This window comes from Ruegeria sp. CL5, from assembly GCF_056536485.1.
In genome coordinates this window covers 65,398-88,982 of the sequence record NZ_JBQFPS010000005.1, presented here as the reverse complement: position 1 = coordinate 88,982, position 23,585 = coordinate 65,398, and the positions used below count along the sequence as shown (strand labels likewise).

At 56.9% G+C, this 23,585-nt stretch carries 25 protein-coding genes; 13 read left to right on the top strand and 12 right to left on the bottom strand.

Annotated elements, in window-relative coordinates; all coding sequences use genetic code 11:
• Positions 1 to 43: 43 nt before the first annotated feature.
• A complete protein-coding gene (locus ACR0IU_RS10370; protein ID WP_480716189.1) occupies positions 44 to 1,306 on the top strand; it encodes an FAD-dependent monooxygenase in 1,263 nt (420 codons plus the stop codon).
• On the opposite strand, the gene ACR0IU_RS10365 is transcribed toward ACR0IU_RS10370, so the two are convergent.
• The 6 genes from ACR0IU_RS10365 to ACR0IU_RS10340 form a co-directional block, all read right to left on the bottom strand.
• A complete protein-coding gene (locus ACR0IU_RS10365) occupies positions 1,303 to 1,488 on the bottom strand; it encodes a Trm112 family protein (RefSeq protein WP_010440817.1) in 186 nt (61 codons plus the stop codon). The genes ACR0IU_RS10370 and ACR0IU_RS10365 overlap by 4 nt on opposite strands.
• The gene (locus tag ACR0IU_RS10360; protein WP_480716188.1) at positions 1,485 to 2,126 is read right to left on the bottom strand and encodes an LON peptidase substrate-binding domain-containing protein; all 642 of its coding nucleotides are present in this window, start codon (positions 2,124 to 2,126) and stop codon (positions 1,485 to 1,487) included. The genes ACR0IU_RS10365 and ACR0IU_RS10360 overlap by 4 nt, the downstream gene beginning before the upstream one ends.
• A 27-nt stretch (positions 2,127 to 2,153) precedes the next feature.
• A complete protein-coding gene (locus tag ACR0IU_RS10355) occupies positions 2,154 to 3,071 on the bottom strand; it encodes a tetratricopeptide repeat protein (RefSeq protein WP_480456600.1) in 918 nt (305 codons plus the stop codon).
• Positions 3,072 to 3,158: 87 nt separating this feature from the next.
• A complete protein-coding gene (locus tag ACR0IU_RS10350; protein ID WP_480716187.1) occupies positions 3,159 to 3,947 on the bottom strand; it encodes an exodeoxyribonuclease III in 789 nt (262 codons plus the stop codon).
• A gap of 114 nt (positions 3,948 to 4,061) precedes the next feature.
• Positions 4,062 to 4,529, bottom strand: a complete 468-nt coding sequence (locus ACR0IU_RS10345) for a GNAT family N-acetyltransferase (RefSeq protein WP_480716186.1) — start codon at positions 4,527 to 4,529, stop codon at positions 4,062 to 4,064.
• Positions 4,530 to 4,717: 188 nt separating this feature from the next.
• A complete protein-coding gene (locus ACR0IU_RS10340; protein WP_008756096.1) occupies positions 4,718 to 5,404 on the bottom strand; it encodes a response regulator transcription factor in 687 nt (228 codons plus the stop codon).
• Positions 5,405 to 5,565: 161 nt separating this feature from the next.
• Here ACR0IU_RS10340 and ribA point away from each other — a divergent pair, with 161 nt between their 5' ends.
• Positions 5,566 to 6,660 (top strand): GTP cyclohydrolase II, encoded by a 1,095-nt coding sequence (ribA, locus tag ACR0IU_RS10335; RefSeq protein WP_260023277.1) that lies wholly within the window; start codon positions 5,566 to 5,568, stop codon positions 6,658 to 6,660.
• Positions 6,657 to 7,157, top strand: a complete 501-nt coding sequence (locus ACR0IU_RS10330) for a L,D-transpeptidase family protein (protein ID WP_480716185.1) — start codon at positions 6,657 to 6,659, stop codon at positions 7,155 to 7,157. The genes ribA and ACR0IU_RS10330 overlap by 4 nt, the downstream gene beginning before the upstream one ends.
• On the opposite strand, the gene ACR0IU_RS10325 is transcribed toward ACR0IU_RS10330, so the two are convergent.
• The gene (locus ACR0IU_RS10325) at positions 7,141 to 7,800 is read right to left on the bottom strand and encodes a YggS family pyridoxal phosphate-dependent enzyme (RefSeq protein WP_480716184.1); all 660 of its coding nucleotides are present in this window, start codon (positions 7,798 to 7,800) and stop codon (positions 7,141 to 7,143) included. The two genes, ACR0IU_RS10330 and ACR0IU_RS10325, sit on opposite strands and share 17 nt — an antisense overlap.
• Positions 7,801 to 7,902: 102 nt before the next feature.
• Entirely contained in the window at positions 7,903 to 8,910 is a 1,008-nt protein-coding gene (locus ACR0IU_RS10320; RefSeq protein WP_010440800.1) for a porin, read from the bottom strand.
• Between the two features lie 282 nt (positions 8,911 to 9,192).
• On the opposite strand from ACR0IU_RS10320, the gene ACR0IU_RS10315 reads away from it, so the two are divergent.
• From ACR0IU_RS10315 to holA, 4 genes are all read left to right on the top strand, one after another.
• Positions 9,193 to 9,681, top strand: a complete 489-nt coding sequence (locus tag ACR0IU_RS10315; RefSeq protein WP_010440798.1) for a DUF3576 domain-containing protein — start codon at positions 9,193 to 9,195, stop codon at positions 9,679 to 9,681.
• 72 nt (positions 9,682 to 9,753) lie between these two features.
• Positions 9,754 to 12,306: a leucine--tRNA ligase gene (gene leuS, locus ACR0IU_RS10310; RefSeq protein ID WP_480716183.1), complete on the top strand. Its 2,553-nt coding sequence runs from the start codon at positions 9,754 to 9,756 to the stop codon at positions 12,304 to 12,306.
• Positions 12,293 to 12,784 carry an LPS assembly lipoprotein LptE gene (lptE, locus tag ACR0IU_RS10305; protein ID WP_170545248.1) on the top strand — a complete coding sequence of 164 codons (492 nt, stop codon included), beginning with the start codon at positions 12,293 to 12,295 and terminating at the stop codon, positions 12,782 to 12,784. The genes leuS and lptE overlap by 14 nt, the downstream gene beginning before the upstream one ends.
• Positions 12,781 to 13,809, top strand: coding sequence for a DNA polymerase III subunit delta (gene holA / locus ACR0IU_RS10300; RefSeq protein ID WP_170476285.1), 1,029 nt, complete (start codon positions 12,781 to 12,783; stop codon positions 13,807 to 13,809). Before lptE ends, holA begins: the two co-directional genes overlap by 4 nt.
• 3 nt (positions 13,810 to 13,812) lie before the next feature.
• Here the strand turns inward: holA and ACR0IU_RS10295 are convergent, their stop codons facing one another.
• Entirely contained in the window at positions 13,813 to 14,991 is a 1,179-nt protein-coding gene (locus tag ACR0IU_RS10295; RefSeq protein ID WP_480716182.1) for a TIGR03862 family flavoprotein, read from the bottom strand.
• Between the two features lie 44 nt (positions 14,992 to 15,035).
• Here ACR0IU_RS10295 and ACR0IU_RS10290 point away from each other — a divergent pair, with 44 nt between their 5' ends.
• Positions 15,036 to 15,332 carry an HNH endonuclease gene (locus tag ACR0IU_RS10290; RefSeq protein ID WP_480608397.1) on the top strand — a complete coding sequence of 99 codons (297 nt, stop codon included), beginning with the start codon at positions 15,036 to 15,038 and terminating at the stop codon, positions 15,330 to 15,332.
• On the opposite strand, the gene ACR0IU_RS10285 is transcribed toward ACR0IU_RS10290, so the two are convergent.
• Genes ACR0IU_RS10285 through ACR0IU_RS10275 form a run of 3 tightly spaced genes read right to left on the bottom strand, consistent with a single transcriptional unit; the run spans position 15,329 to position 17,420 of the window.
• Complete coding sequence (locus ACR0IU_RS10285; protein WP_480716181.1) at positions 15,329 to 16,069, bottom strand: VOC family protein; 741 nt, start codon at positions 16,067 to 16,069, stop codon at positions 15,329 to 15,331. The two genes, ACR0IU_RS10290 and ACR0IU_RS10285, sit on opposite strands and share 4 nt — an antisense overlap.
• On the bottom strand, positions 16,066 to 16,674 hold the full coding sequence (locus ACR0IU_RS10280; protein ID WP_170545257.1) for an enoyl-CoA hydratase/isomerase family protein: 609 nt from the start codon (positions 16,672 to 16,674) through the stop codon (positions 16,066 to 16,068). Before ACR0IU_RS10280 ends, ACR0IU_RS10285 begins: the two co-directional genes overlap by 4 nt.
• A complete protein-coding gene (locus ACR0IU_RS10275) occupies positions 16,671 to 17,420 on the bottom strand; it encodes an SDR family oxidoreductase (protein ID WP_480716180.1) in 750 nt (249 codons plus the stop codon). Before ACR0IU_RS10275 ends, ACR0IU_RS10280 begins: the two co-directional genes overlap by 4 nt.
• A 132-nt stretch (positions 17,421 to 17,552) precedes the next feature.
• Between ACR0IU_RS10275 and ACR0IU_RS10270 the strand changes: the two genes are divergently transcribed.
• The 5 genes from ACR0IU_RS10270 to lpxK all read left to right on the top strand — a co-directional run bounded on the left by ACR0IU_RS10270 (position 17,553) and on the right by lpxK (position 23,552).
• Entirely contained in the window at positions 17,553 to 19,076 is a 1,524-nt protein-coding gene (locus ACR0IU_RS10270) for a DUF2125 domain-containing protein (protein ID WP_480716179.1), read from the top strand.
• A gap of 125 nt (positions 19,077 to 19,201) precedes the next feature.
• Positions 19,202 to 20,548: a TldD/PmbA family protein gene (locus ACR0IU_RS10265; protein ID WP_480716178.1), complete on the top strand. Its 1,347-nt coding sequence runs from the start codon at positions 19,202 to 19,204 to the stop codon at positions 20,546 to 20,548.
• Entirely contained in the window at positions 20,535 to 21,335 is an 801-nt protein-coding gene (locus ACR0IU_RS10260; protein ID WP_010440776.1) for an inositol monophosphatase family protein, read from the top strand. The genes ACR0IU_RS10265 and ACR0IU_RS10260 overlap by 14 nt, the downstream gene beginning before the upstream one ends.
• Entirely contained in the window at positions 21,332 to 22,567 is a 1,236-nt protein-coding gene (locus ACR0IU_RS10255; RefSeq protein WP_480716177.1) for a 3-deoxy-D-manno-octulosonic acid transferase, read from the top strand. Before ACR0IU_RS10260 ends, ACR0IU_RS10255 begins: the two co-directional genes overlap by 4 nt.
• Positions 22,554 to 23,552: a tetraacyldisaccharide 4'-kinase gene (gene lpxK, locus ACR0IU_RS10250; protein WP_480716176.1), complete on the top strand. Its 999-nt coding sequence runs from the start codon at positions 22,554 to 22,556 to the stop codon at positions 23,550 to 23,552. The genes ACR0IU_RS10255 and lpxK overlap by 14 nt, the downstream gene beginning before the upstream one ends.
• Positions 23,553 to 23,585: the final 33 nt, after the last annotated feature.

Below are 23,585 nucleotides of genomic sequence, written 5' to 3'. Positions count from 1 at the left end.
TCCCGAGTAATTCCGTGTCCGGACGGTAGCGACAGGACCGCACATGGACAATCCCGAATGGGCACGCATATTGCAGCACATGGAACACAGATCCGACATCCTGATTGTTGGCGGCGGCCTGAATGGCCCTGCTCTTGCGCTGGCGCTGGCTCAGACCGGGCATTCGGTCACCGTAATTGATGCTCTGGCAGAGAAGGTACGCAAGAACGCGGCCTTTGATGGGCGTGCTTACGCACTGGCGCTGGCCTCACAACGTCTTCTGGACGCAATCGGCGTTTGGGAGAAGGTCGAAGACCACGCCCAGCCCATGCTCGAAATCAAGGTCACCGATGGCCATGCCGGTGCAGGACCCTCGGCATTTTTCATGCATTTCGATCATGCTGAGATCGAAGAAGGTCCAATGGGCTATATGGTCGAAGACCGTCACCTTCGGCGTGCCTTTCTGGAAGCCATGGCCGAACATGCCGGGATCACCGAAATCAGCGGCAAAACTGTTATATCTCAGGACATCACAGCACTCGGAGCGACGCTGACGCTAGACGATGGTTCGACTCTGTCTGGCAATCTTTTGGTCGGTTGTGATGGTCGTCGCAGCGGGACTGCAATGCGCGCTGGAATAAAGCGCACGGGATGGGACTATGGCCAGACCGCTTTGGTTTGCGCCATAGAACACGAACTGCCCCATCACGGAATTGCCCATCAATTCTTCATGCCCCCCGGCCCGCTGGCGATTCTGCCTCTGACCGGCAACCGTAGTTCCATCGTGTGGAGCGAACGCAGTGAGACGGCCAAACAGATCAATGCCCTGCCCGAGGCAGACTACCTGCAGATCCTGCGCCCGCGCTTTGGTGATTTCCTTGGGGACATCCACCTGCAAGGCGACCGGTTCACGTATCCGCTGAACCTGACAATTGCCAACTCCTTCATAGCAGATCGGCTGGCCTTGGTTGGAGACGCCGCCCACGGCATGCACCCCATTGCTGGGCAAGGCCTGAACGCGGGACTGCGCGATGTGGGGGCCTTGGCCGAGGTCCTGACTCTTGCTGGACGACGTGGCGAAGATATCGGATCAACGCTGGTACTGGAGCGCTATCAGGAGTGGCGTCGGTTCGACACCGCCTCGCTCGCAATGGCGACGGATGTGTTCAACAAGCTGTTTTCAAACGACAACCCTCTGCTCCGCATGGGCCGGGATATCGGTATGGGCATTGTCGGATCTCTGCCCGGACTGCGCCGGGGCTTTGTGCGCGAGGCAGCAGGGCTGACCGGCGATCTGCCGAAACTGCTGCAAGGGCGCCAGATTTAGTCAAGTTCGCGCGCCTCATCCACAAGCATCACCGGGATACCGTTGCGGATCGGGAAGGCCAGCCCGGCGGCTTTGGACACGAGTTCCTGCCGCTCGGCATCATAGTGCAGCGTTGTGTGGGTCTGCGGACAAATCAACGCCTCAAGCATATGGCGATCAAATGCGTGTTCGGGTGTGCTCATTGCAGATGTTCCTCATTCGATCCGCCACGCATGGCGAACTCAATCAATGTCACCAAGGTCTCGCGCCGGGTACGCAGGCAGGGGGCTTCAAGCAGGGCCTGCTTCTCCTCAGGGTCGAATTCGAGCATCATCGACAGCGAATTGACCAAAAGCTCGTCGTCTGCGTCTTTCATCGTGTCCCAATCGGTCGACAACTGGCGCGATGAGAAAAAACGTTCCAGTAGTTTTAGGAACCTGTCTCGATCAAAACCGTCATCCACTTCGGCCTTGCCCAGATCACGGTCGAACCCATCCCAAGACACCGAGGCGCGCCGATATGGGGTGAAACTGTCCAATTCTGATTTGACCCTAAAACGCGATATTCCAGTCAGAGTGATCAGATAGCGACCATCTTCAGTCTCGGAAAACTGTGTGATGCGGCCAGCGCAACCGATTTGATGCAGCTTGGTCTCGTCCCCCTGACAGGTGTTCGGCTGCACCATCCCGATCAGCCGCTCGGACGTTTTCAAAGCGTCATCCAGCATCTGGAGATAGCGCGGCTCAAAAATGTGCAGCGGTAGGCGCGAGCGCGGCAACAGCAGCGCTCCGGGCAGAGGAAACACAGACACCGTTTCCGGCAGATCAGCGGGGTGCATCATGTAGACGAGTGTAGCCCTGATCGGAATTTAGGCAAATATCATCGAGCTGAGCTTGCGCCGTCCGTTCAACACGATTGGATCATTGGGCTTGAGCGCATCGAAGATCGTGAAGAGCTGAGCCTTGGCCGCGCCCTCATTCCATTCGCGATCACGGCGGAATAGTTCGAGCAATTGAGCGACCGCCTCTTCAACATCACCGTTGGCATGCAAGGCCTGCGCAAGATCAAATCGGGCTTGATGGTTGTCAGGTTCAGCCTCAACCGCCGCAGTCAATTCACCAACCGGCCCAGCATCCGCCGCCTGTTTGGCCAGTTCGAGCTGCGCATGGGCTGCTTCAACCTCGGGCGAAGTTGAAATCTCGGCCGGGGCACCGTTGAGGATGGCTTCAGCCTGATCCAAATCACCCAGCGCGATATGCGCCCGTACTAGCCCGCCATAAGCTGCAGCGTGGTTGGCATCCTCGCCCAGAATAGCCGCAAAGGTTTGCGCTGCGTCAACGGCCGCCCCTTCAGTCAACATTTCTTCTGCGGCCTGAACCGCATCGTCCAGTTGATTACCGGGGCTCTCGCCACCTGCGGCTTCGATCACGCGATCAATAAATGCCTTGATCTCAGACCCCGGCAAGGCGCCTTGAAATCCGTCAATTGGTTGCCCCTTATGAAAGGCATAGACGGTCGGAATCGACTGCACACGCAACTGGCCCGCGATCATCTGAGCCTCATCCACGTTGATCTTGACCATCTTGACCGCGCCCTTGGCTGCGGTCACCGCCTCTTCCAGTGCCGGGCCTAGCGTTTTGCAAGGACCGCACCATGGAGCCCAGAAATCGACGATGATCGGCATCTCTTGCGAGGCTTCGACCACATCGGCCATGAAAGTGGCCTCGGTCCCATCCTTGATCAGATCAGTGGTATCAGGGCCGGCTGCGCCGTTCAAAAGATCCATGGTATTTACTCTCAGGTTCGTATTTGCGCTCTATATGCAGCCCCGCAGTTCAGAAACCAAGGGCTGAGTCGAGCGTTTTTACATCAATCAGACGTCGAATGTCGCAAAAACCGGCGCATGATCGCTTGGTTTCTCCCATCCACGCGCATCGCGCAAAACTCGGCTGGAATGGCCAGCGTTCGAGATATCAGGCGTGGCCCAGACATGATCCAGCCTGCGCCCCTTATCTGCCGCGTCCCAATCCCGCGCCCGGTAGGACCACCAGCTATAAAGCTGCCCTTCGGGGATATCCTGCCGGGTAATATCGACCCAGCCACCCGCATCCTGCGTCTCGGCCAGCGCTTCAACTTCGATCGGCGTATGCGAAACCACCTTGAGCAGTTGTTTGTGCGACCAGACATCATCTTCGCGCGGGGCAATATTTAAATCGCCAACCAGTATGGACTTTTCCGGCTTCTCGGCATGGAACCAGTCCCGCATATCGGTCAGGTAGTCCAGTTTCTGACCAAACTTCTCATTCATCTTGCGATCCGGGACATCACCTCCGGCAGGAATATAGAAATTGTGGATGGTCACACCATTTTCCAGCCGACCCGCGATATGGCGTGCATGACCCAATCCCGCGAAATCCTTGTCGCCCACTTCCTCGAGCGGCAGCCGGGACAGGATGGCGACACCGTTGTAGCCTTTCTGCCCCCGCGCGATCATATGCGTGTAGCCTAGCTCGGCGAAGCCCTCGGTCGGAATCTTGTCGACCGGCGACTTGCATTCCTGCAGGCATAGGACATCCGGCGCCTCTTCCTGCAGCAATTTCAGCACGATAGGCTCACGCAGGCGGACCGAGTTGATGTTCCATGTGGCAAGGGTAAAGGGCATATCGGAAAGTTCCTTTGTCTCGATCTGCGCAGGTTAGCGCGCGACTGTAAGCGGCGCCATGGGAAAAGACCGACAAATCAGATCCCATTGTGCGAAACAGCATGTATCGGGCTCCTAGCCCGTTTTAATACGATACTTTCTGAACTTCGCACCCTCATACTCGATTTCACCGATATAGTGGGCACCCAACCGTGCCAAAGCCCCCAATTTTCGACGCGATAGAGGCAGTAAAAACGTCACGAACGGGATGCGCGGGTCCGCAATAGCAAATTCAATTGCCTGTCGCGTGATCCGCGAGCCTAATCCAAAATATTCAGGCCTCAGAACCAAACCATAGTCCCACTCGTCGCCTTCTTTTTGGAACCCACCCCAACCTATGTATGTATCGCCATGCAATATTGCCCAATGCCCAAGCCCGTCACGCACCCAGTACTCTTCCTTGACCTGAACAAATTGGACGACGGCTACGTTGTCCCATCCGCTTGTTAACAGAGGTAAATGTTCAGCCAAGCGAGGATCAGACATGTGCGAAAGAATATCTTGCGGATCAACCTCGGGTAGGCGTGTAAAGGTCAGTTTCATCTCAATCTCTGATCCTGACGACATAGTAGAATTCAGGCGATCAATTGGCTGAGCGTTAAAAAAAGCCGGGCCATGGGGCCCGGCAGTCCAACAGGGAGGTGCATGTCATAACCCGGACATGCGCGGGTTGGGAGTAATCTAAAGATACCTACAGGGTATCACTTTGATCCAAGTCAATCCACCATTAGTCAAGCAACAAGGCGATATCCGCCCGATTCTGTGACCAAAAGGCGCGCATTTGACGGGTCGGGTTCGATCTTCTGACGTAGACGGTAGATGTGTGTTTCCAATGTGTGCGTCGTAACACCGGCGTTATAACCCCACACTTCGTGCAGCAGGACATCGCGCGCGACAACGCCATCGGTCGACCGATAGAGAAACTTGAGAATGTTTGTCTCTTTCTCAGTCAGACGGATCTTGCGATCATCTTCGGTCATCAGCATCTTCATCGCTGGCTTGAAGGTGTAGGGGCCAAGAACAAATACTGCATCCTCGGATTGTTCGTGTTGACGCAGTTGGGCCCGAATGCGTGCCAAAAGAACCGGGAATTTGAAAGGCTTGCTGACATAGTCGTTTGCACCTGCATCCAGGCCAAGGATCGTATCGGCATCACTGTCGTGCCCGGTCAGCATCAGTACAGGGCTTTTGACACCTTGCTTGCGCATCAGGCGGCACAGCTCGCGGCCATCGGTATCGGGCAGGCCGACATCTAGAATAACCAGATCATAAATCGCTTCGCGTGCACGCTCCATTGCGGACTGACCATCTGATGCTTCGAACACATCAAAATCTTCGGTCATCACGAGTTGCTCGCTGAGCGCTTCGCGCAAATCTTCGTCATCATCCACCAGCAGGATTTTCTTGAGCTGAGCCATGTCCGGTCCTCCTAAGCCTTTTCCATCACTTGCGTACGGAGATTGCAATCAGCAAGATATACTGCAGTCGCCTCACGGCCTCGTGTCTGTCGCATAGGAATTGTTTCACATTTCCCATTGATCAGGGTAGGAGAAAGACAAATCGTTATAGGGTAACATACATGAGTCTCGTCCCCAACATAACTGAACTGCTGGCGCGGGCGCGGGCCGACCTGCGAATGGGTGTTCCTGTCGTTCTAACGGATGAACTGGGATTCGGTGTTCTTGCGTTCGCTACGGAAACGCTGAGCCCGCAGAGACTGGCAGACTTGCGTACCCTTGGTGGAGAACCGGTTGTGGCCATTACAATGCGGCGCGCCGAAACACTAAAAGCGCGCGCGTATGACGGCGATCTGGCCCGGGTCATGATCCCGGCGGATGCCGAGCTAAGCTGGGTCCAGGCAGTCGCAGACCCCTCGGACGATCTGAACGCGCCCATGAAAGGGCCGTTGATGACCCAGCGGCAGGGCAGCGCAAATTTGCACCGGATCGCGATTGCGTTGGCCAAATCGGCCCAACTGCTACCCGCGACTGTGGTCGTCCCCATCGATGAAAGCCATGAGTTTGCAGCAACGCACGGGCTGACCCGTATCGATCATGCGCGCGCGGCACCACATCTGACCGATCGAAGCGCGTTGCATCCTGTCGTCGCCGCGCGCCTTCCGATGGAAGTTTCAGAGGCTGGTCGCCTGCACGTATTCCGCCCCGAAGACGGCGGAGAGGAACATTACGCCGTTGAGATCGGACGCCCGGACCGAGACAAACCCGTCCTCGCTCGGCTGCATTCAGCCTGTTTTACCGGTGATCTTATGGGCAGCCTGAAATGCGACTGCGGTCCGCAATTGCGCGGTGCTTTAACTCAGATGGGCGCCGAAGGTGCGGGGGTACTGCTCTATCTGAATCAGGAAGGGCGCGGCATTGGCCTCGCCAACAAGATGCGCGCCTATTTCTTACAAGATCAGGGCTTTGATACGGTCGAAGCCAATCATCGATTGGGATTCGAAGATGACGAGCGGGATTTTCGACTGGGGTCTGACATCCTAAAGTCTCTGGGTTTCAGTTCAGTACGTCTGCTGACCAACAACCCCGCTAAGATCGCAATGATGGAGCGAACCGGAATCGCCGTCACCGAACGCGTTCCTCTGAAGGTGGGCGAAACCGATTTCAACCGCTCATATCTTGCAACCAAAGCGGCGAAATCGGGTCATTTACTGTGACACCACGTGATCTGGTTCTAGCACCTCGGGGCATACGGTTTCTGGGGCGCATGTTCCCCTGTGCGATAGGCAGGGGATCTTTGAGTCGAACCAAACGGGAAGGTGATGGGGCTACACCTGTGGGCGCACATCATATTGTCGGGATGCTCTACCGCGCTGACCGAATGTCGCGGCCCGCTTCTTGGGCGCGCCCTATCGGACCAAACGATTTATGGTCAGATGACGTAGAAGACACCGCCTATAATCATCTGGTTCATGCGCCTCACAGCTACAGCCACGAAAAACTGCGTCGTCCCGATCCGTTGTACGATCTGATACTTATAACCGACTGGAATTACCCTGACTCGATACCCGGTCAAGGTTCGGCCATATTCCTGCATCAGTGGCGACGACCGCGCTATCCCACAGAAGGCTGCATCGCCTTCCGGCGCGACCATCTACGATGGATCGCGCGGCAGATTGCACCCGGTAATCGGCTGATCATTCCTGAGACTTAACGCGCGCACCAAAGATGGCTGCTCCGACGCGAACGTGAGTCGCGCCCAAGGCAATTGCGGATTCGAAATCGCTGCTCATCCCCATCGATAACCCGTCCAACCCGTTCCTTTCGGCTATTTTTGCCAAAAGCGCGAAGTGCAGCGCGGGTTCTTCATCGACCGGAGGGATGCACATCAATCCACGAAGGGGCAGGTCAAGGCCTCGGCATTCAGCGATAAAAGTATCCGCATCAAGTGGAAGTACGCCTGCCTTCTGATCCTCTTCTCCCGTATTGACCTGAATGAACAGATCCGGGCACTTGCCCATATCTTGCGCCAATCTCGCCAGTGTTTTCGCAAGCTTGGGCCGGTCGACCGAATGGATCGCATCGCAAAGCTCTATAGCCTGCCGTGCCTTGTTGGTCTGCAGCGGTCCGATCAAATGCAAATCGACATCTGGATAACTTTCCCGGAACGCGGGCCATTTGCCCGCTGCCTCCTGAACCCGGTTCTCTCCAAAACACCGATGGCCCTGTTGCAAAACGGCTTCGACCCGATCGTTGGGTTGAACCTTGGAAACCGCGATCAACTTTACAGACCCAGTGGCGCGCCCGGATGCGGATTCCGCTTTTGCGATACGGTCGGTGATATCTTGCAGCGACATGGGGCCTCTCATTTTGCGTTTGCTGCAGCAAAACATCATGTCGACGAAAAAGAAAAGGGCAGGTCCGAAGACCTGCCCTTAAACCTTGCGGTTCAAATCAACTTAGAAGTTGAAGTTGACACCGAAGTCTGCGCGAACGCGGCTGTCGCCGTCACCAGCTTTGGTGTTGCCCAGACCACCTTTCAGCGACACACCGCCACCCAGGTCATGGATGAAGCCGATGCCGTACTGCTGGGTGTCGTCGTCTGCGCTACCGTCACCGTAAGCAGCGGTCAGAGTGGTTGCCGCGCCCAGGTTATAGGCCAGCGAGAAACCATACGCGGTGCCGTTCAGGTTATCTGCTGCAACGTCATCGTCAGCTACAAACAGGGTACCGTTGAAGTCGCCGAAGTCAGCGCCCAGGGTCAGTACGGTCAGAGTGTCTTTCTCACCACCGAACGGACGGTCGGTCTGACCATAGGCCAGAGCGGCTGTGACGTTGCCGAAGGTGTAAGTTGCACTGATATCCCAGCGGTCGCCGCTGTCGGTGTCTGCACCTGCAGTTGCAGTTTCAGCAAAAGTGGCTTGGTCATACGACGCACCGAAGGCGAAGTCGCCAACTGCGTACTGGAAGAACACAGCGTTCGAACCTGCACCGGTCGACGAGAATGCCAGGAAGCTGTAGTCAACAGCGGCATACTGACCGATGAAGAATTCCAGGCCAGGCTCGTTACCGTAGTAGTTTGCCAGGTTGTCGAAGGCACCCGATACGTTGCCCGCGTCAACACGCAGACCACCGTAGATTGCCGAGAAGCGCGCGCCGCTCAGCTGAGCTGTACCTGCTTCGCCGTTGCCGGCGTTTTCGTCAGCTTGCAGACGAACACGAGCCGAGAACTCAACACCACCGTCGGTTTCTGCGGTGCCGTCGATGTTCAGACGGAAACGCGAGATCAGGATTGTGTTGTCGGTGTCAACGCCAGAAGCGGTGCCGCCATCAATCGAATCAACGGTGCCGGTACGGTCTTCCAGGTAACCAATACCAAAGCGGCCATAACCGCTGAATTTAACGTCGGCCGCTGCAACACTTGCGGTTGCGATCAGAGCGGTCGATGCGAAGAGAACTTTTTTCATCTTGTTTCCCTCGGTTTCAAAGATATTTCTACTCGACACATGCAAAGCACGCGTCTCAGCACGGACATCGTTTCGCTTTTTTTACCCCGGTTGCGCAAGCTTGGCATAAACGCTCTGCCGTCATTCAGATCGAATTGGTGCAAGGATGCCACAGTCGATTTTCCGCCAGGTCCTGCGGGCAACTCACGCCCATATGTAAAGAATAGGCTTGTTGCAGCACCACTCCTTGTCTAGGAGTGACATTCAAACAGTACAAAACAAGTAAAACAGGACCTTCCAACGATGCGCCTGATAACGATTCTGGGTTTGATCATGGTGACGGCGACTGTCTCTGCCTGTAGTCGCGGGCGACTGCCACCAGGGGACGCCAGCGTTTTGACCGTTGATGGCAGCTCGTCAGAAGAGCGTGAGCTGAATGATCCGAATCGTACGACGATATGGGACATCTTCGGCCCGGACACATCCGAGCAGGTAACGCAGGTAAACCGCTATCTTTGGGCCGCGTCCCTGGACGTGCTGAATTTCCTGCCCATTGAAGAGGTTGATCCGTTTACAGGTGTGATCGTTACCGGTTACGGAAGGCCGCCCGGCGGCGGGCGGTCGTATCGCGCAACGGTACATATTAGTGATCCAGCGCTCGAGGCGCGCTCACTTTCTGTTGCGCTTCAGACCAGTGGCGGTTCCCCGGTCAGTGCGGCAACCTCTCGCGCGGTTGAGGATGCAATCCTATCCCGGGCCCGTCAGCTACGGATTGCTGACAACAAGTTCTAGCAACCCGCAAGAAATCACAATAATACAACGCCGGGTTCATGCCCGGCGTTTTCATTCACGAAGGACCGCACCATGTCGCGCTACTCGGCCAACGAAATCGAAGCAAAATGGCAAGAGGCCTGGGACAAGGCCGGAATCTTCACCGCCAACCACAAGGCGGACAAGCCGAAATACTACGTGCTTGAAATGTTCCCCTATCCCTCAGGCCGCATTCATATGGGGCATGTGCGCAACTATACGATGGGCGACGTGATCGCGCGGCATAAACTGGCGACCGGACATAACGTGCTACATCCGATGGGCTGGGATGCCTTCGGAATGCCAGCCGAAAATGCAGCGATGGCAATCGGTGGCCACCCTAAAGACTGGACCTACGGCAACATCGCCGACATGCGCGGACAGATGAAACCGCTGGGCCTGTCGATCGATTGGTCCCGTGAATTTGCCACCTGTGATCCGGAATACTACGGCCAACAGCAAGCGCTGTTCCTAGATATGCTTGAGGCCGGTCTTGTCTACCGCAAGAACGCCGTAGTGAACTGGGACCCGGTCGACATGACCGTTTTGGCCAATGAACAGGTGGAAAACGGCCGTGGCTGGCGTTCGGGCGCCTTAGTGGAGCGTCGGGAACTGACTCAGTGGTTCTTCAAGATCTCGGATTATTCCGAGGAGCTACTCGACGCGCTGGACACGCTGGATAACTGGCCCGCCAAGGTGCGCCTGATGCAAGAAAACTGGATAGGCAAGTCGCGCGGCCTTCAGTTTGGGTTCGAACGAACCGATGGCAAAGAGCCTATCACCGTCTATACGACTCGTCCCGACACGCTGCTGGGGGCATCTTTTGTTGGCATCTCGCCTGATCACCCGATCGCCAAGCAGCTTGAGGCCGAGAACCCCGAAGTTGCTGAATTTGTTGCCGAATGCCGCAAGGGTGGCACGACCGAAGAAGCCATCGAAACGGCCGAAAAGCTGGGTTACGACACCGGCATCCGCGTCAAGCACCCTTTGGACCCGAACTGGGAGCTGCCGGTTTGGATCGCCAACTTCATCCTCATGGACTATGGCACCGGAGCAATCTTCGCCTGCCCGGCCCATGACCAGCGCGATCTGGATTTCTGCCGCAAATACGACCTGCCGGTGATCGACACGTTCTTCGCACTGGACAGTGACACACCGGTCGACAAAATCGCCTTTGTGCCGCCTAAGACCGAAAAGGTCCGCTGGGTGAAACATTTTGCCGGTCTGACCGAGGCGACCGGTGATGAGGCGATTAACGCGACGGTCGATTTCGCCGAAAAAGCAGGATGGGGTGAAGGCGTCACTAAGTACCGCCTGCGCGACTGGGGTCTGAGCCGTCAGCGGTATTGGGGTTGTCCGATTCCCGTTGTCCATTGCGACAAATGCGGCACCGTGCCCGAGAAGAAAGAGAATCTGCCAATTCAGCTACCCTATGACGGTGGCAACGGCGAACCAATCGACTTTTCGATCCCGGGCAACCCGCTGGACCGTCACCCCAACTGGCGTGACACCCCTTGCCCGTCCTGCGGCGCACCGGCCAAGCGCGAAACCGACACGATGGACACGTTCGTCGATTCGTCGTGGTATTTCGCCCGTTTCACTGCGCCGCGCGCGGAATCGCCTACCGATCTTGCCGAAGCCGAGTATTGGATGAATGTCGACCAGTATATCGGTGGGATCGAACACGCGATTCTGCACCTGCTCTATTCCCGTTTCTTCGCCCGGGCGATGAACATCACTGGCCACCTGCCGAAAAAAGCCATCGAGCCCTTCAATGCGTTGTTCACGCAAGGCATGGTCACGCACGAGATCTACCAGACGCGCGATGCTAAGGGCCGACCGGTCTATCACCTGCCCGAGGATGTGACCGACGGCAAATTGGCCGACGGCACCGAGGTCGAGATCATCCCCTCGGCCAAAATGTCGAAATCCAAGAAAAACGTGGTTGATCCGGTAAGCATCATCTCGGCCTTCGGTGCCGATACCGCGCGTTGGTTCGTGCTGTCCGATTCGCCACCCGAACGCGACGTGGAATGGACCGCGTCCGGCGCTGAAGCCGCGTTCAAGCACCTGAGCCGGGTGCACCGGATCGCATCGGAAATCGTCGGGTCGGACGTGGCCGCCAATGCCGAGGACGAAGCGCTACTGCGCGAGATGCACAAAGCCATTCACGATGTGTCAGGCGGCGTCGAATCCTTCGGCTTCAACGCCTCGATCGCCAAGCTTTATGCCTTCACCAACACGCTGGCGAAATCAAAGGCGGGCACCGCAGCCAAGCGCGAGGCCGCAAAAACGCTGGCACAGCTTATGTCGCCCATGACCCCTCACCTGTCAGAAGAGCTTTGGCAGATGCTGGACGGCGAAGGTTTGGTCGCAACAGCACCGTGGCCTGTGGCCAATGAGGCGATGCTGGTCGATGACACCATCACCCTGCCCATTCAGATCAACGGCAAACGCCGTGCAGAAATCAGCGTTCCGAAAGACATGGACAAGGCAGAGGTTGAAAAAATCGCGCTCAGCACCGAAGCTGTGCAAAAGGCGCTGGATGGCGCTGCTCCGAAAAAAGTGATCGTTGTTCCGGGCCGAATCGTAAATGTCGTCGTTTGATCGCAGAACCTTGCTGTTGATGCCGCTAGCGCTTGCCGCTTGCGGGTTCGAGCCGGTCTATGCACCCGGTGGATCAGGCTCGGCTCTGGATGGCAAGGTCGAGGTATCAGCACCGAATACGGTCGAAAGTTTTCTGCTGGTACAGAATCTTGAGCGTAAATTGGGCCGAAGCGCGACCTCCGGCAATGAATACAAACTAGATGTCGTGGTTTCGACGGTCACCCGCCGAGCCTCAATCACGACAGCAAATGAAACCAATCGCTACACGATTGATGGCAATGCCAGATACGAGTTGAAGTCCGACGCGACCGGGCAGGTCCTTGCCTCTGGACGGGTCACAGATTTCGTCGGTTATTCTGCCGCTGGCTCGACCGTCTCAACATTGGCTGATGAACGCGACGCGACCGAGAGATTGATGGTGATCCTGGCCGATCAGATAGTAAATCGTCTATATGCCACACCGGGCCTGTCCGCATGAAGCTGAGCCCGCGCGAGGCTGAGGGATATTTTGCCAAGCCGGATGAGGGCAAAGCGGGTCTGCTGATCTACGGCGCGGACGCCATGCGGGTTGCCCTGAAACGCCAACAGGTACTGGCCGCCCTGCTTGGACCCGGCGCGGAAGAAGAAATGCGCCTGACCCGAATCCCTGGAAGCGAGCTGCGCAGCGACCCGGCCTTGTTGCTGGACGCAGTAAAGGCGGTCGGGTTTTTTCCCGGACCACGCGCGGTATTTGTCGAAGACACGACAGATATGGCAGCGCCCGCGATTCTCGCCGCTTTGGAAGACTGGGATCATGGCGACGCTCAAATCGTTGTAACCGCTGGTCAGCTCAAACCCAGCTCAAAAATCCGCAAAGCGTTTGAGGCGAACCCGGCAGCGTACGCTGTTGGTATCTATGATGATCCACCCTCTCGGGCCGAGGTGGAACGAATTCTAGCGCAAGCCGGATTACAGAATATTCCGCGTGATTCGATGTCGGCCCTCAGCGAGCTCGCCATGGCGCTTAGCCCCGGCGATTTCACGCAAACTGTAGAGAAACTGTCACTTTACAAGCGTGGCGACACAAGCGAACTGATCATAGAAGATATCGAGGCATGCGCGCCAAGGTCGACTGAGGCCGCGCTGGATGATGTGTTGAACGTTGTCGCCGAAGGCCGTGCACAAGAGATCGGGCCATTGATCCGGCGGTTGCAGGCGCAGGGCACCAATGCGGTAACTTTGTGTATCGGTGCCACGCGACATTTCCGGACTCTTTATGCCTGTGCGTCAGATCCAGGCGGGGCGGCACAGGGAATCGGCAAATTGCGCCCTCCGGTCTATGGCAAACGGCGCGATCGGATCTTACGGCAAGCCCAGGGTTGGGGGGCACAGAAATTGCAGACCGCATTAACGGTTCTGACCGATACTGATCTGTCCTTGCGCTCGGCTGGCCAAACCGCACCAGCAATGGCGCTGGTGGAGAGGGCCATGATCCGCTTGGCAATGCTGGCCAGATCCGGCTGAAGCCTATCGGTTCAACCATTCAACAGCCGACTGCCCAGCCCATCGACCCGTCGCCAGACAGCCGGTCAGAAGATAACCGCCAGTTGGCGCTTCCCAATCCAGCATCTCGCCTGCACAGAAGACGCCAGGCAAGGCGGTCAGCATTAGGCCTTCATTCACCGAATGACGCTCAATACCACCTGCAGTCGAGATCGCTTCATCCATCGGGCGCAGGCCAGAATGGTGTAAAGGCAGGTTCTTCAGGGTCTCAACCCAATGCGAAGGTGCCAAATCGCTGCCTTTGGTCATTTCATGAAACAAAGCGACCTTCTGCGAAGACAGGCGCAAACCATTCTTCAGCCAATGCGACAGAGTCGCCTTGGGTTTCTTCGCACTCAATCGCTCATGCAGCGCATCTTTCGAAACATCCGGAACCAGATCCACAAAAAGCGGCAAGCCATTCCGAAGTGCCGGCGTCAGAGAATACAGGCCCCCACCTTCCAAACCCTTTGCAGAAATCGTCGCCTCACCTCGGCTTTGAAATTGACCTGCCCACCATCTCACCGACTTTAGGGCCGCACCAAAATGAGGCTGCATATACGGGCTCCAATCGACTGAAAGAGCCGCATTTGCGGGTGCGAACGGGGCCACGTTGACACCTTGTTCTACAAGCCAAGGTGCCCATGCCCCATCCGATCCAAGCCGCGCCCAACTGGCGCCGCCGAGTGCTAATATAGTCGCGTCTGGGGTGCAAAACTGCGCCCCAATGGGCGTTTCAAACACCAAAGCACCATTTTGCCAACCTTTCCAGCGCCATCGGGTTTTGATCTCGACACCAGCCCGATCAAGTCGGGTCAACCACGCCCGCAATAAGGGCGATGCCTTCATCGCTTTGGGAAATACACGGCCAGTTGAACCTGTGAAAAGTTCTTGCCCCAGACCACCGGCCCAAGACATGACCGCCTGCGCGTCAAACGCTTGGATCATCGGATGCAGCCAGTTCGCAGCTTCCCCATATGCGGAAATAAGAGTCTCAAAGGATTCGTCTTTGGTCAGGTTCAGCCCAGACTTTCCTGCCATCAAAAATTTGCGCGCCACCGAAGGTTTCGCTTCGGCCACAAGAACCTCATGCCCTGCAGCAGCAAGTTGCTCGGCAGCAATCAATCCCGCTGGTCCTGCTCCGATGACAACGGTTTGCGCCATTGTGTCCCTCTTGCCCAATGCACGCTTCGGCGCAAAGTTAGGTCATGGCAAATTCTGATCCGATCTGCCCGCTCTGTAACCGCCCGATCCCTGAAGGGGGTGGTAGCCTGCACCATCTGATCCCAAAGCTCAAAGGAGGCAAGGGCGGGCCAACCGTTTTATTGCATCAGATCTGTCACAAAGAAGTACATGCAACACTCACCGAGGCCGAATTGGCGCGCGACTACAACACGGTCGATTCGCTGCGCACGCACCCAAGGCTGGAAAAGTTTCTGGATTGGGTGCGTAAACGCCCACCGGGATTTCGGTCAAAGGTGCCCGGCAAACGGCGCGGTCGTTAACCACCCGGAAGCCATGGATCACCGAACGCATCCTCTTGTGGATCTGCCAAACCTTCGACCTCGATCCCAAGATAATCCGGCACCGGCGCAAACCGGGCACTTGGGATATGTTGGAACTCCAACGTCGTGTATGGGCGCTTCCACAACCATTCGCGATTCTCGACCGCCCAGAGATCGGGGTTAGGAGGCACGTCGGCTGTAAACGCATAGAAATGCAGATCAAAGCCGTAAGGTTCGACATCTTGCATAGATAGCAAAGTCATTCCCTGAGATCGGCAAAACGCATCTTCAGCGGCGATGTCACCAGTCCGCAAAGTGATCTGACCAATGTGGGCCTCGGCAAATGGGGTGTCCGGGCCGGCGGCTTCGTCGGGTCGGTTACCCTCGAAATCATGCTGCAGCAGCTCGATGACAAACCCCTCGGGATCACTCAGATGGCACATGTAGCCAATGTCCAAAAACTGTCCCGGCGCGCTGACCGCGATACCCTTCTGGCGCAGTATATCTGCCGCAAGATCAACATTCGGCAGCGTGATCCCGATCTTCCAATAGCGCTGACCACGGTCGTGGTGATAGCCGCCGCCACCCGGCATCAGTAAAAGATCGGCATCCAGGCCGGGGTATCCCACGCGGCGATTGGCACCTTCGGCCTGAACCGACATACCAAGCGCATCACGATAGAACGCAGCCAACCCATCCGGATCTGCCACTCGCAAGCGCAGTGCAGCCATTCTCATGGGCACAATCCGGCGATACCAGCTGCAATCGCTGGGTCAGCAGACAGACTGTCTGCTACCAACTCCCGCGCGGTGGGCATCAGTAGATCGGCCTCGACAACCCGATCAACCAACCCAAAGTTGTACGCTTCTTCGGCCGAGATCTTTTGCCCGGCCATCAAGATCATTTTAGTTCTGGATGGGCCAATCAAAGCGGCCATCCGTTTCGGATCAGAGGGTTGCGGCAAAAAACCCAGCTTCATGACTGGATAGAAAAACTTGGCTGACGGAACTGCGATACGCAGATCACAGGCCAGAACCATACCGTTGGCCCCACCCGCCAGCGTGCCATTGAGCGCCGCCACCGTCAGGCAGGGCAACGCAGCAATCGCACCCGAAAGTCGTTCCCACAGATCTGAGGTTGCAAGTCCCGCCCGCGCTTCCTCGAGATCTGCACCTGCGCTGAAAACCCGGCCTACGCCGGTCAGGATCAACGCGCGGGCCTCAGTTGCGGTCTCTGCGATGTGGACCAATTCACCCAGCATCGCTGAAGTCAGTGCATTGGCCTTTTCCGGGTTGTTCAACGTGACCGTCCACAACCCGTCTTCTTGGGTCAGATCAATCACGTCAGACCAACTCGTTTGCGAATTTCTTCATTGCGCAGCGATATCTCGGTCCCCAAAAACTCATCCGCATCCGCCGAACACATCCACATCAACGCTCGCGCAGGCCAATCTGCCGGGATATGATCGTCCCAATCCAGTTGGCTGACCGGATTGATACCACTGGCCTTGATCACCCGCTGCATATCAGTGGCCACGGTCCCCGGCGACAAGCCCATGGCGCGGATGCCATGATGCGCCTCTTCCAAATGCACGCATTCCGTTAACATCTTGGCACCAGCTTTGGAGGCGCAATAGTGGCTCCAGGCTTCCACCGGATTAGACGCCGCGCCGGACGAGACGGTCAAAACCGCGCCCCCGCCTGACGCCCGCATGATGGGCAAAGCCGCGCGCATTCCATAGAAGATACCTTTTAGATTGATATCGATCGCATGGCTCCAAGCCTGTGTATCCGCGTTCGACAGATGAAAAATCGGATCGATCACACCCGCGTTCCCGATCAGCACGTCCAGCGCACCAAACTGATCAATGCAGTCGGCAACTGTCTGTTCTACCTGCGCAAAATCGCTGACATCGCAAGCCAATGCGATCACATTTTCACCCAGCGCCGCAGCCAACGCTTCGATCTGATCACGGCTGCGCGCGACCAGAGCCACATTGGCCCCGGCTGCGGCAAAAACGCGCCCGGCTTCTGCGCCGATGCCTCGACTAGCCCCAGTGATCAGTACAGTTTTCCCTTGCATATGCATCGCTTAAATCCCTGCATTTGAAATTGTCTTAACTCGTAACCCGCAAATGGGGAATTGGTCCACCCCTTCCCCCTTGACGCTGATCGCTACAGGCACGACGATGCCGTCAAATTGATCAAGAAGGGTTCTCTTATGACTGTTTTCCTTCGCCGCAGCTGCGGTGCAGCTTTGGCATATGCTGTTGCCACAAACGGCGCATTTGCAGATGTAACAGCCGATGATGTCTGGTCCGACTGGCAGGCCTATCTGGGCGGCATGGGCTATGACGTAACCGGTGAGCAAAGCGTATCGGGCAGCGTCACAACCATCTCGAACATGACGATGGCGATGGCGATTCCGGATACCGAAGGCACATTTGATATGGTCGTCCCCGAGATGACGCTGACCGAGAATGGCGACGGCACGGTCAATATCGGGTTCCCTGCCAGCTTTCCAATGACAATTTCGGGTGAGGCTGAGGGGGAGACATTCTCGGCCGATCTGGTCTATTCTCATGACGCTCTGGAAATGGTCGTCTCGGGTACTCCCGAAAATATGACTTACGACTATACGGCGAACAGTCTGACTCTGACGCTGGACGCGATGGAATTCGACGGTGAGACTGCGCCGGATGACATGTTGGCCCTGAATGTCCAGATGAACGATATTGCTGGCGCTTCCCAGATGGAAATCAACGAGAAGCGCAATATAGAGCAGCAACTTACCGCTAGCAGTCTGTCCTATGACGTCGCCTTTAATGAGCCCGATAGCGAAGATACGGGCCGGATCAGCGGCAAGCTTGATGAACTGAAGTTTGACGGCGATACAATCATCCCACCCGGCATGGATGTCGCAAGTATTGAAGACATCTATAAGGCCGGGTTCGCCGCGTCAGGGACCTTTACCTATGCCTCGGGTAGCACCGAAATGGCGGGTACATCCGAGGGCGAACCGTTCTCGCTGAGCAGCAGTTCCGAAGGTGGCAGATTTACCGGCAGCATCGATGCCCAGAGGCTTGTTTACGATCTTGCGCAGAACGGCACGAAACTGGCGGTCACAACGGCCGACCTGCCGTTCCCAATCGAAATGGCAATGGCCAATGCCGGGCTGAAATTTGAGTTCCCCGTTCAGGCGTCGGAAGAGATCCAGCCCTTCGGGTTTGGCATGAACCTGACCGATTTCACCATGTCCGACATTTTGTGGAGCATGTTTGACCCTGCAGGCGCGCTGCCCCGTGATCCGGCAACCATTGCGTTGGATACGACCGGCACCGCCAAGGTTCTGGTTGATTTCATGGACCCCGAAGCAGTGGAAGAGCTTGAGACATCCGATGTGGTTCCGGGCGAGTTGCATTCAATGAAGATCAACGAACTGCTTGTGTCGCTGGTCGGGGCAGAGTTGACCGGGAACGGAGACTTCACGTTCGACAATTCCAACACCGAAGAGTTTGATGGTCTACCCGCCCCGTCGGGCGTCGCCAATCTGAAACTTGTTGGGGCAAATGCTCTGCTCGACAAGCTGATCGGCATGGGCTTTGTCTCGGAAAACGATGCGCTGGGTGCCCGTATGATGATGGGTCTGATGGCTGTTCCAGGCGAAGAACCCGACACCTTGAATTCGAAAATTGAGTTCACCGAGGACGGACAGATTCTGGCCAACGGTCAGCGTATCAAGTGATCAACATATGGGGAAAGGCCGCAATCGTGGCCTTTCCCGCCTGAGGCACATTACGCTATTGTGCTGCAGGCCTTGCGGGACGAACGATCCGAGGCTAGGTCCAGTATAACCAGACCGGAGGCCTCATGACCCGAACACCTCAGAACATCAGCGATGAACTGCTGGACGCAGCCCGCAGGGCTGGTGCCGAAGCAGCCGATGCCATTGTTATTGATGGATCATCCGTTTCTGTCGAGGTGCGTGGTGGTGCGTTGGAACATGCCGAACGCTCGGAAGCGACCGATCTGGGGCTGCGGGTTTTTCTGGGCAAGCGTCAGGCGATTGTTTCGAGTTCAGACAGCCGTCCCGAGACCCTCAAAGCGATGGCCGAAAGGGCTGTTGCCATGGCCCGGGAAGCCCCGGAGGATCCGTTTACCGGTTTGGCTGAACCCGACCAGTTGATCACCGACTGGGACATGGATGCACTGGAACTTTTTGACACGGCCCCTGAACCCAGCGCCGAAACTCTGATGCAGGACGCGTTGGCTGCCGAAGCAGCGGCGTTGGAAGTGGCGGGCGTATCGCAGGTTTCTGACGCGGCGTCGGCTTATGGCACTCACCGGGTCCATCTTGCTGCGACAAACGGCTTTTCGGGTGGCTACATGCGCAGCAGCCGTTCAACCTCATGCGTTGCCATATCCGGTGAGGGCACGGGGATGGAACGTGACTATGACGGTGACAGCCGTACCTTTCAGTCAGATCTGCGCAGTCCGGCCGAGATCGGCCGAACAGCAGGTGAGCGCGCGGTTCAGATCGTCGGTGCGCGCAAACCGCAGACCGGCAGTTTCCCTGTCGTCTTCGACGAGCGTATTTCTTCGTCCCTGATCGGCCATCTGCTGGCGGCCAGCAATGGCGCCGCTATTGCACGCGGAGCCTCTTGGCTGAAGGAAAGCCTAGGGCAGCAGGTTCTGCCGTCACACCTGTCGCTGATCGAAGACCCACATCGCCCGCGCATCTCCGGCTCGCGCCCATTTGACGCCGAAGGCCTGGCAACACACAGGCGAGCTATCGTTGAGGATGGCGTGCTGACTGGATGGACGCTGGATTTGTCCAGCGCGCGCAAACTGGAAATGAGCTCTACCGGGAACGCCGCGCGCGGCGTATCCGGGCCACCCTCACCCAGCAACTGGAACCTTAGCCTGACGCCGGGCGACAAAACACGTGCTGATTTATTGCGCGATATGGGGACAGGGCTTTTGGTTACGTCGATGATTGGCTCGACCATCAACCCCAATACCGGCGACTATTCCCGCGGGGCCTCGGGTTTTTGGGTCGAAAACGGTGAGATCACGCACCCTGTCAACGAATGCACCATCGCGGGCAATCTGCGCGACATGTTAATGCGCATCATTCCTGCAAACGATGCGCGCGTTTACTTGTCGCGCGTTGTACCCTCGCTGCTGATCGAAGGGATGACCCTTGCCGGCAACTGACCTGTCCCTGCTGATCGACGCCGCACTTGAAGCCGGAAATATCGCCACGCGCTATTCTGGCCCTCAGGCCCAGCGCTGGGACAAACCCGAAGGCGCAGGACCGGTTACCGAAGCAGATTTGGCCGTCAATGCAATGCTCGAGCGTGAACTGCAGGCTGCCCGCCCAGACTATGGCTGGCTCAGCGAAGAAACCGAGGATTCACCTGATCGCCTGACCCGTAATCGGGTCTTTGTCATTGACCCCATCGATGGCACCCGCAGTTTTGCCGAAGGATCACGCACCTGGGCGCATTCGCTGGCCGTGACTGAGCAGGGGGAAGTAACGGCAGCGGTCATTTATCTGCCAATGCGTGATCTGCTTTATGCCGCCGCGAAAGAGCAAGGCGCAACGCTGAATGGCAGACCCATATACGTTTCTGGGCGGGTGCAGCTGTCCGAAGCTGAGATTCTGGCCGCAAAACCTAATCTTGATCCGCGCCATTGGCTATCTGAGGCTGTCCCGGAATTTCGCCGAGTGTACCGGCCGTCACTCGCTTATCGGATGGCATTGGTTGCACAAGGACGGTTCGACGGAATGCTGACCCTGCGCCCCAGTTGGGAATGGGATATCGCCGCCGGTGATCTTATCCTGCGTGAGGCGGGTGGACGCTGTACAGATCGGTTGGGGCATCCTTTACGGTTCAATAATGCTCACCCTCGCCTGAATGGCGTTGTAGCGGCGGGCTCAGAGGTACATGAAAATCTTCGTTCCAGATTGGACCCGCGCGGGATCGGCATCTCTGCATGAGTAAACCACGATCTCTCAGCCTGGCGGCCTATCGGGTCCTTTCTTGGGGTGTTCCCAAGAACACCAGTTTTGCAGGTATAGCGCGTCCCGAGGGAGAAGTTTTATGGGTGCATGTCAGCACACCATACCGGCTGCGCGCCGTTGATGATTTCTGTCGCCGCTTGATGTCCGCGCGACCGGGTTTGTCGCTGCTTCTAACAGCGCCTCCCGACGCCGATTTCGGAGAATGGGAAGAGTGCAGCTGCCAAATTCTAAAGCTCCCGGCCGAACACACCGGTGCTGCACGAGCTTTCCTGGACCATTGGCGCCCCGATATGGGACTTTGGTTCGGCGGTGGATTAATGCCAAACATCATTACCCGTGCGCAGGAGCGGTCAATCCCGCTTGTACTGCTTGAGGCATTGGTTGAAGTGAAGACGGCACGAGGTGGGCGTTGGCTCCCGGATATTACCCGTTATACGCTGGATTGCTTTACGACCATCCTCACCACAAATGATGAAACAGCACGCCAAATCCGGAGGTTGGGGGTCAACTCGGCAAAAATTTCGGTCGAACCTCCTCTTCATATCAGCCCCAACCCAACCCCTTGGCCCGAGGATGAATTGATCGAGACCAACCACATTCTGGCCGGTCGGCCAGTTTGGCTGGCCGCATGGGTTCAGGCCAAGGAGTTTATTTCGGTACTCAGTGCACATCGCCAGGCACTACGATTATTACCGCGTCTTGCTATGGTTCTGCACGTGGCCGATGCATCCGAGGCCGCGCCATTGTACAAACGTCTAGAGGCGATGGACCTGCGATGCGCTAATTGGGACGAAGGTCATGCCATTGAGGATACAACGCAAGTCATCGTGTCGTCAGAACCCGAAGATCTGGGCCTTTGGCATCGTGTTTCAGCCGTGACATTCATGGGCAGTTCGTTAGAACGCAACGCAGGTGGTCAAGACCCGTTGATTGCAATCGCGTTGGGATCGGCGGTGATTAATGGCCCGCATGTCGGCAATTACCAGGTCCTTTATGATAGGTTGAACCAAGCCAACGCCGCCATAACCATAAAATCAGCGACCGAGTTGGGTGATGGCGTAGTCGAGTTGCTGGCCCCGGACCGCACCGCAGACATGGCATTGGCCGGTTGGCAGATTGTAACCGAAGGCGCACCACAGGCGGATCAACTGATCGACATGGTGCAAGACACGCTGGACCGGCGGAGGGCCCACCATGCGCGCCCCTGATTTCTGGAATTCGGCCCCCGATCAGTTGAACTTGCGGGCCAGATTACTTGCACCACTCGGCCGCATCTACGCGTACGCGACAGCACGCCGCGTGGCGAGCGGGCAGAGCCTCTCACCCGGGGTACCGGTAATCTGCGTCGGCAACCTGAACGCGGGCGGCACCGGCAAAACGCCAACCGTAATATGGGTACTGGATTGTCTGAGGGGCATCTGGCACCAACCTCATGTTGTCACCCGCGGACATGGCGGATCTCTAGAAGGCCCAGTGCAGGTTGACCCACGGAAACACACTGCGGCGCAGGTGGGCGACGAACCCCTTTTGTTGGCCGCATTCGCCGAAGTCTGGGTTGCCAAGGATCGTGCCGCCGGCGCACAGGCTGCCGCAGCTGCGGGCGCGACCGTAATTGTACTGGATGACGGATTTCAAAATCCCTCGGTCAACAAAGACTTTTCGATCATCGTGGTGGATGCCGCGCGGGGATTTGGCAACGGGCTGTGCCTTCCTGCCGGACCCTTGCGAGAACCTGTGGAAGCGGGGTTGAAGCGAGCTGATCTTGTTTTGACCCTTGGCGATTCCGAGGCGCAATCGATTTTCGCTGAAATATGGAGCCACGCGCTTTCGGTGCCCCACGCCACGGGTGAGATGCGACCGCTGCAAACCGGGATGGACTGGAGCGATACCTCTGTTCTGGCATTTGCGGGCATCGGATACCCCGAAAAGTTTTTTGAAACTCTGCGGCAACTAGGTGCAAAACTGCTGCGCGCCGAAGCTTTGGACGATCACCAACCGCTGACAACCGCCCTTATGAGCCGCTTGGAGAAGGACTCTAAAGCGTTGAGCGCCCAATTGGTTACAACCGAGAAGGACGCCGTGCGCTTACCTGCGGCGTTCCGAAGTAAGGTCCTAACACTTCCGGTCCGGCTACACATCAATCAGGATGAAATGGTCAAAGCGATGTTAACCAAAGTCGCGCCCTCACCCTGAACGAATGGCCAGCCCGATACAGGCTGGCCCAAC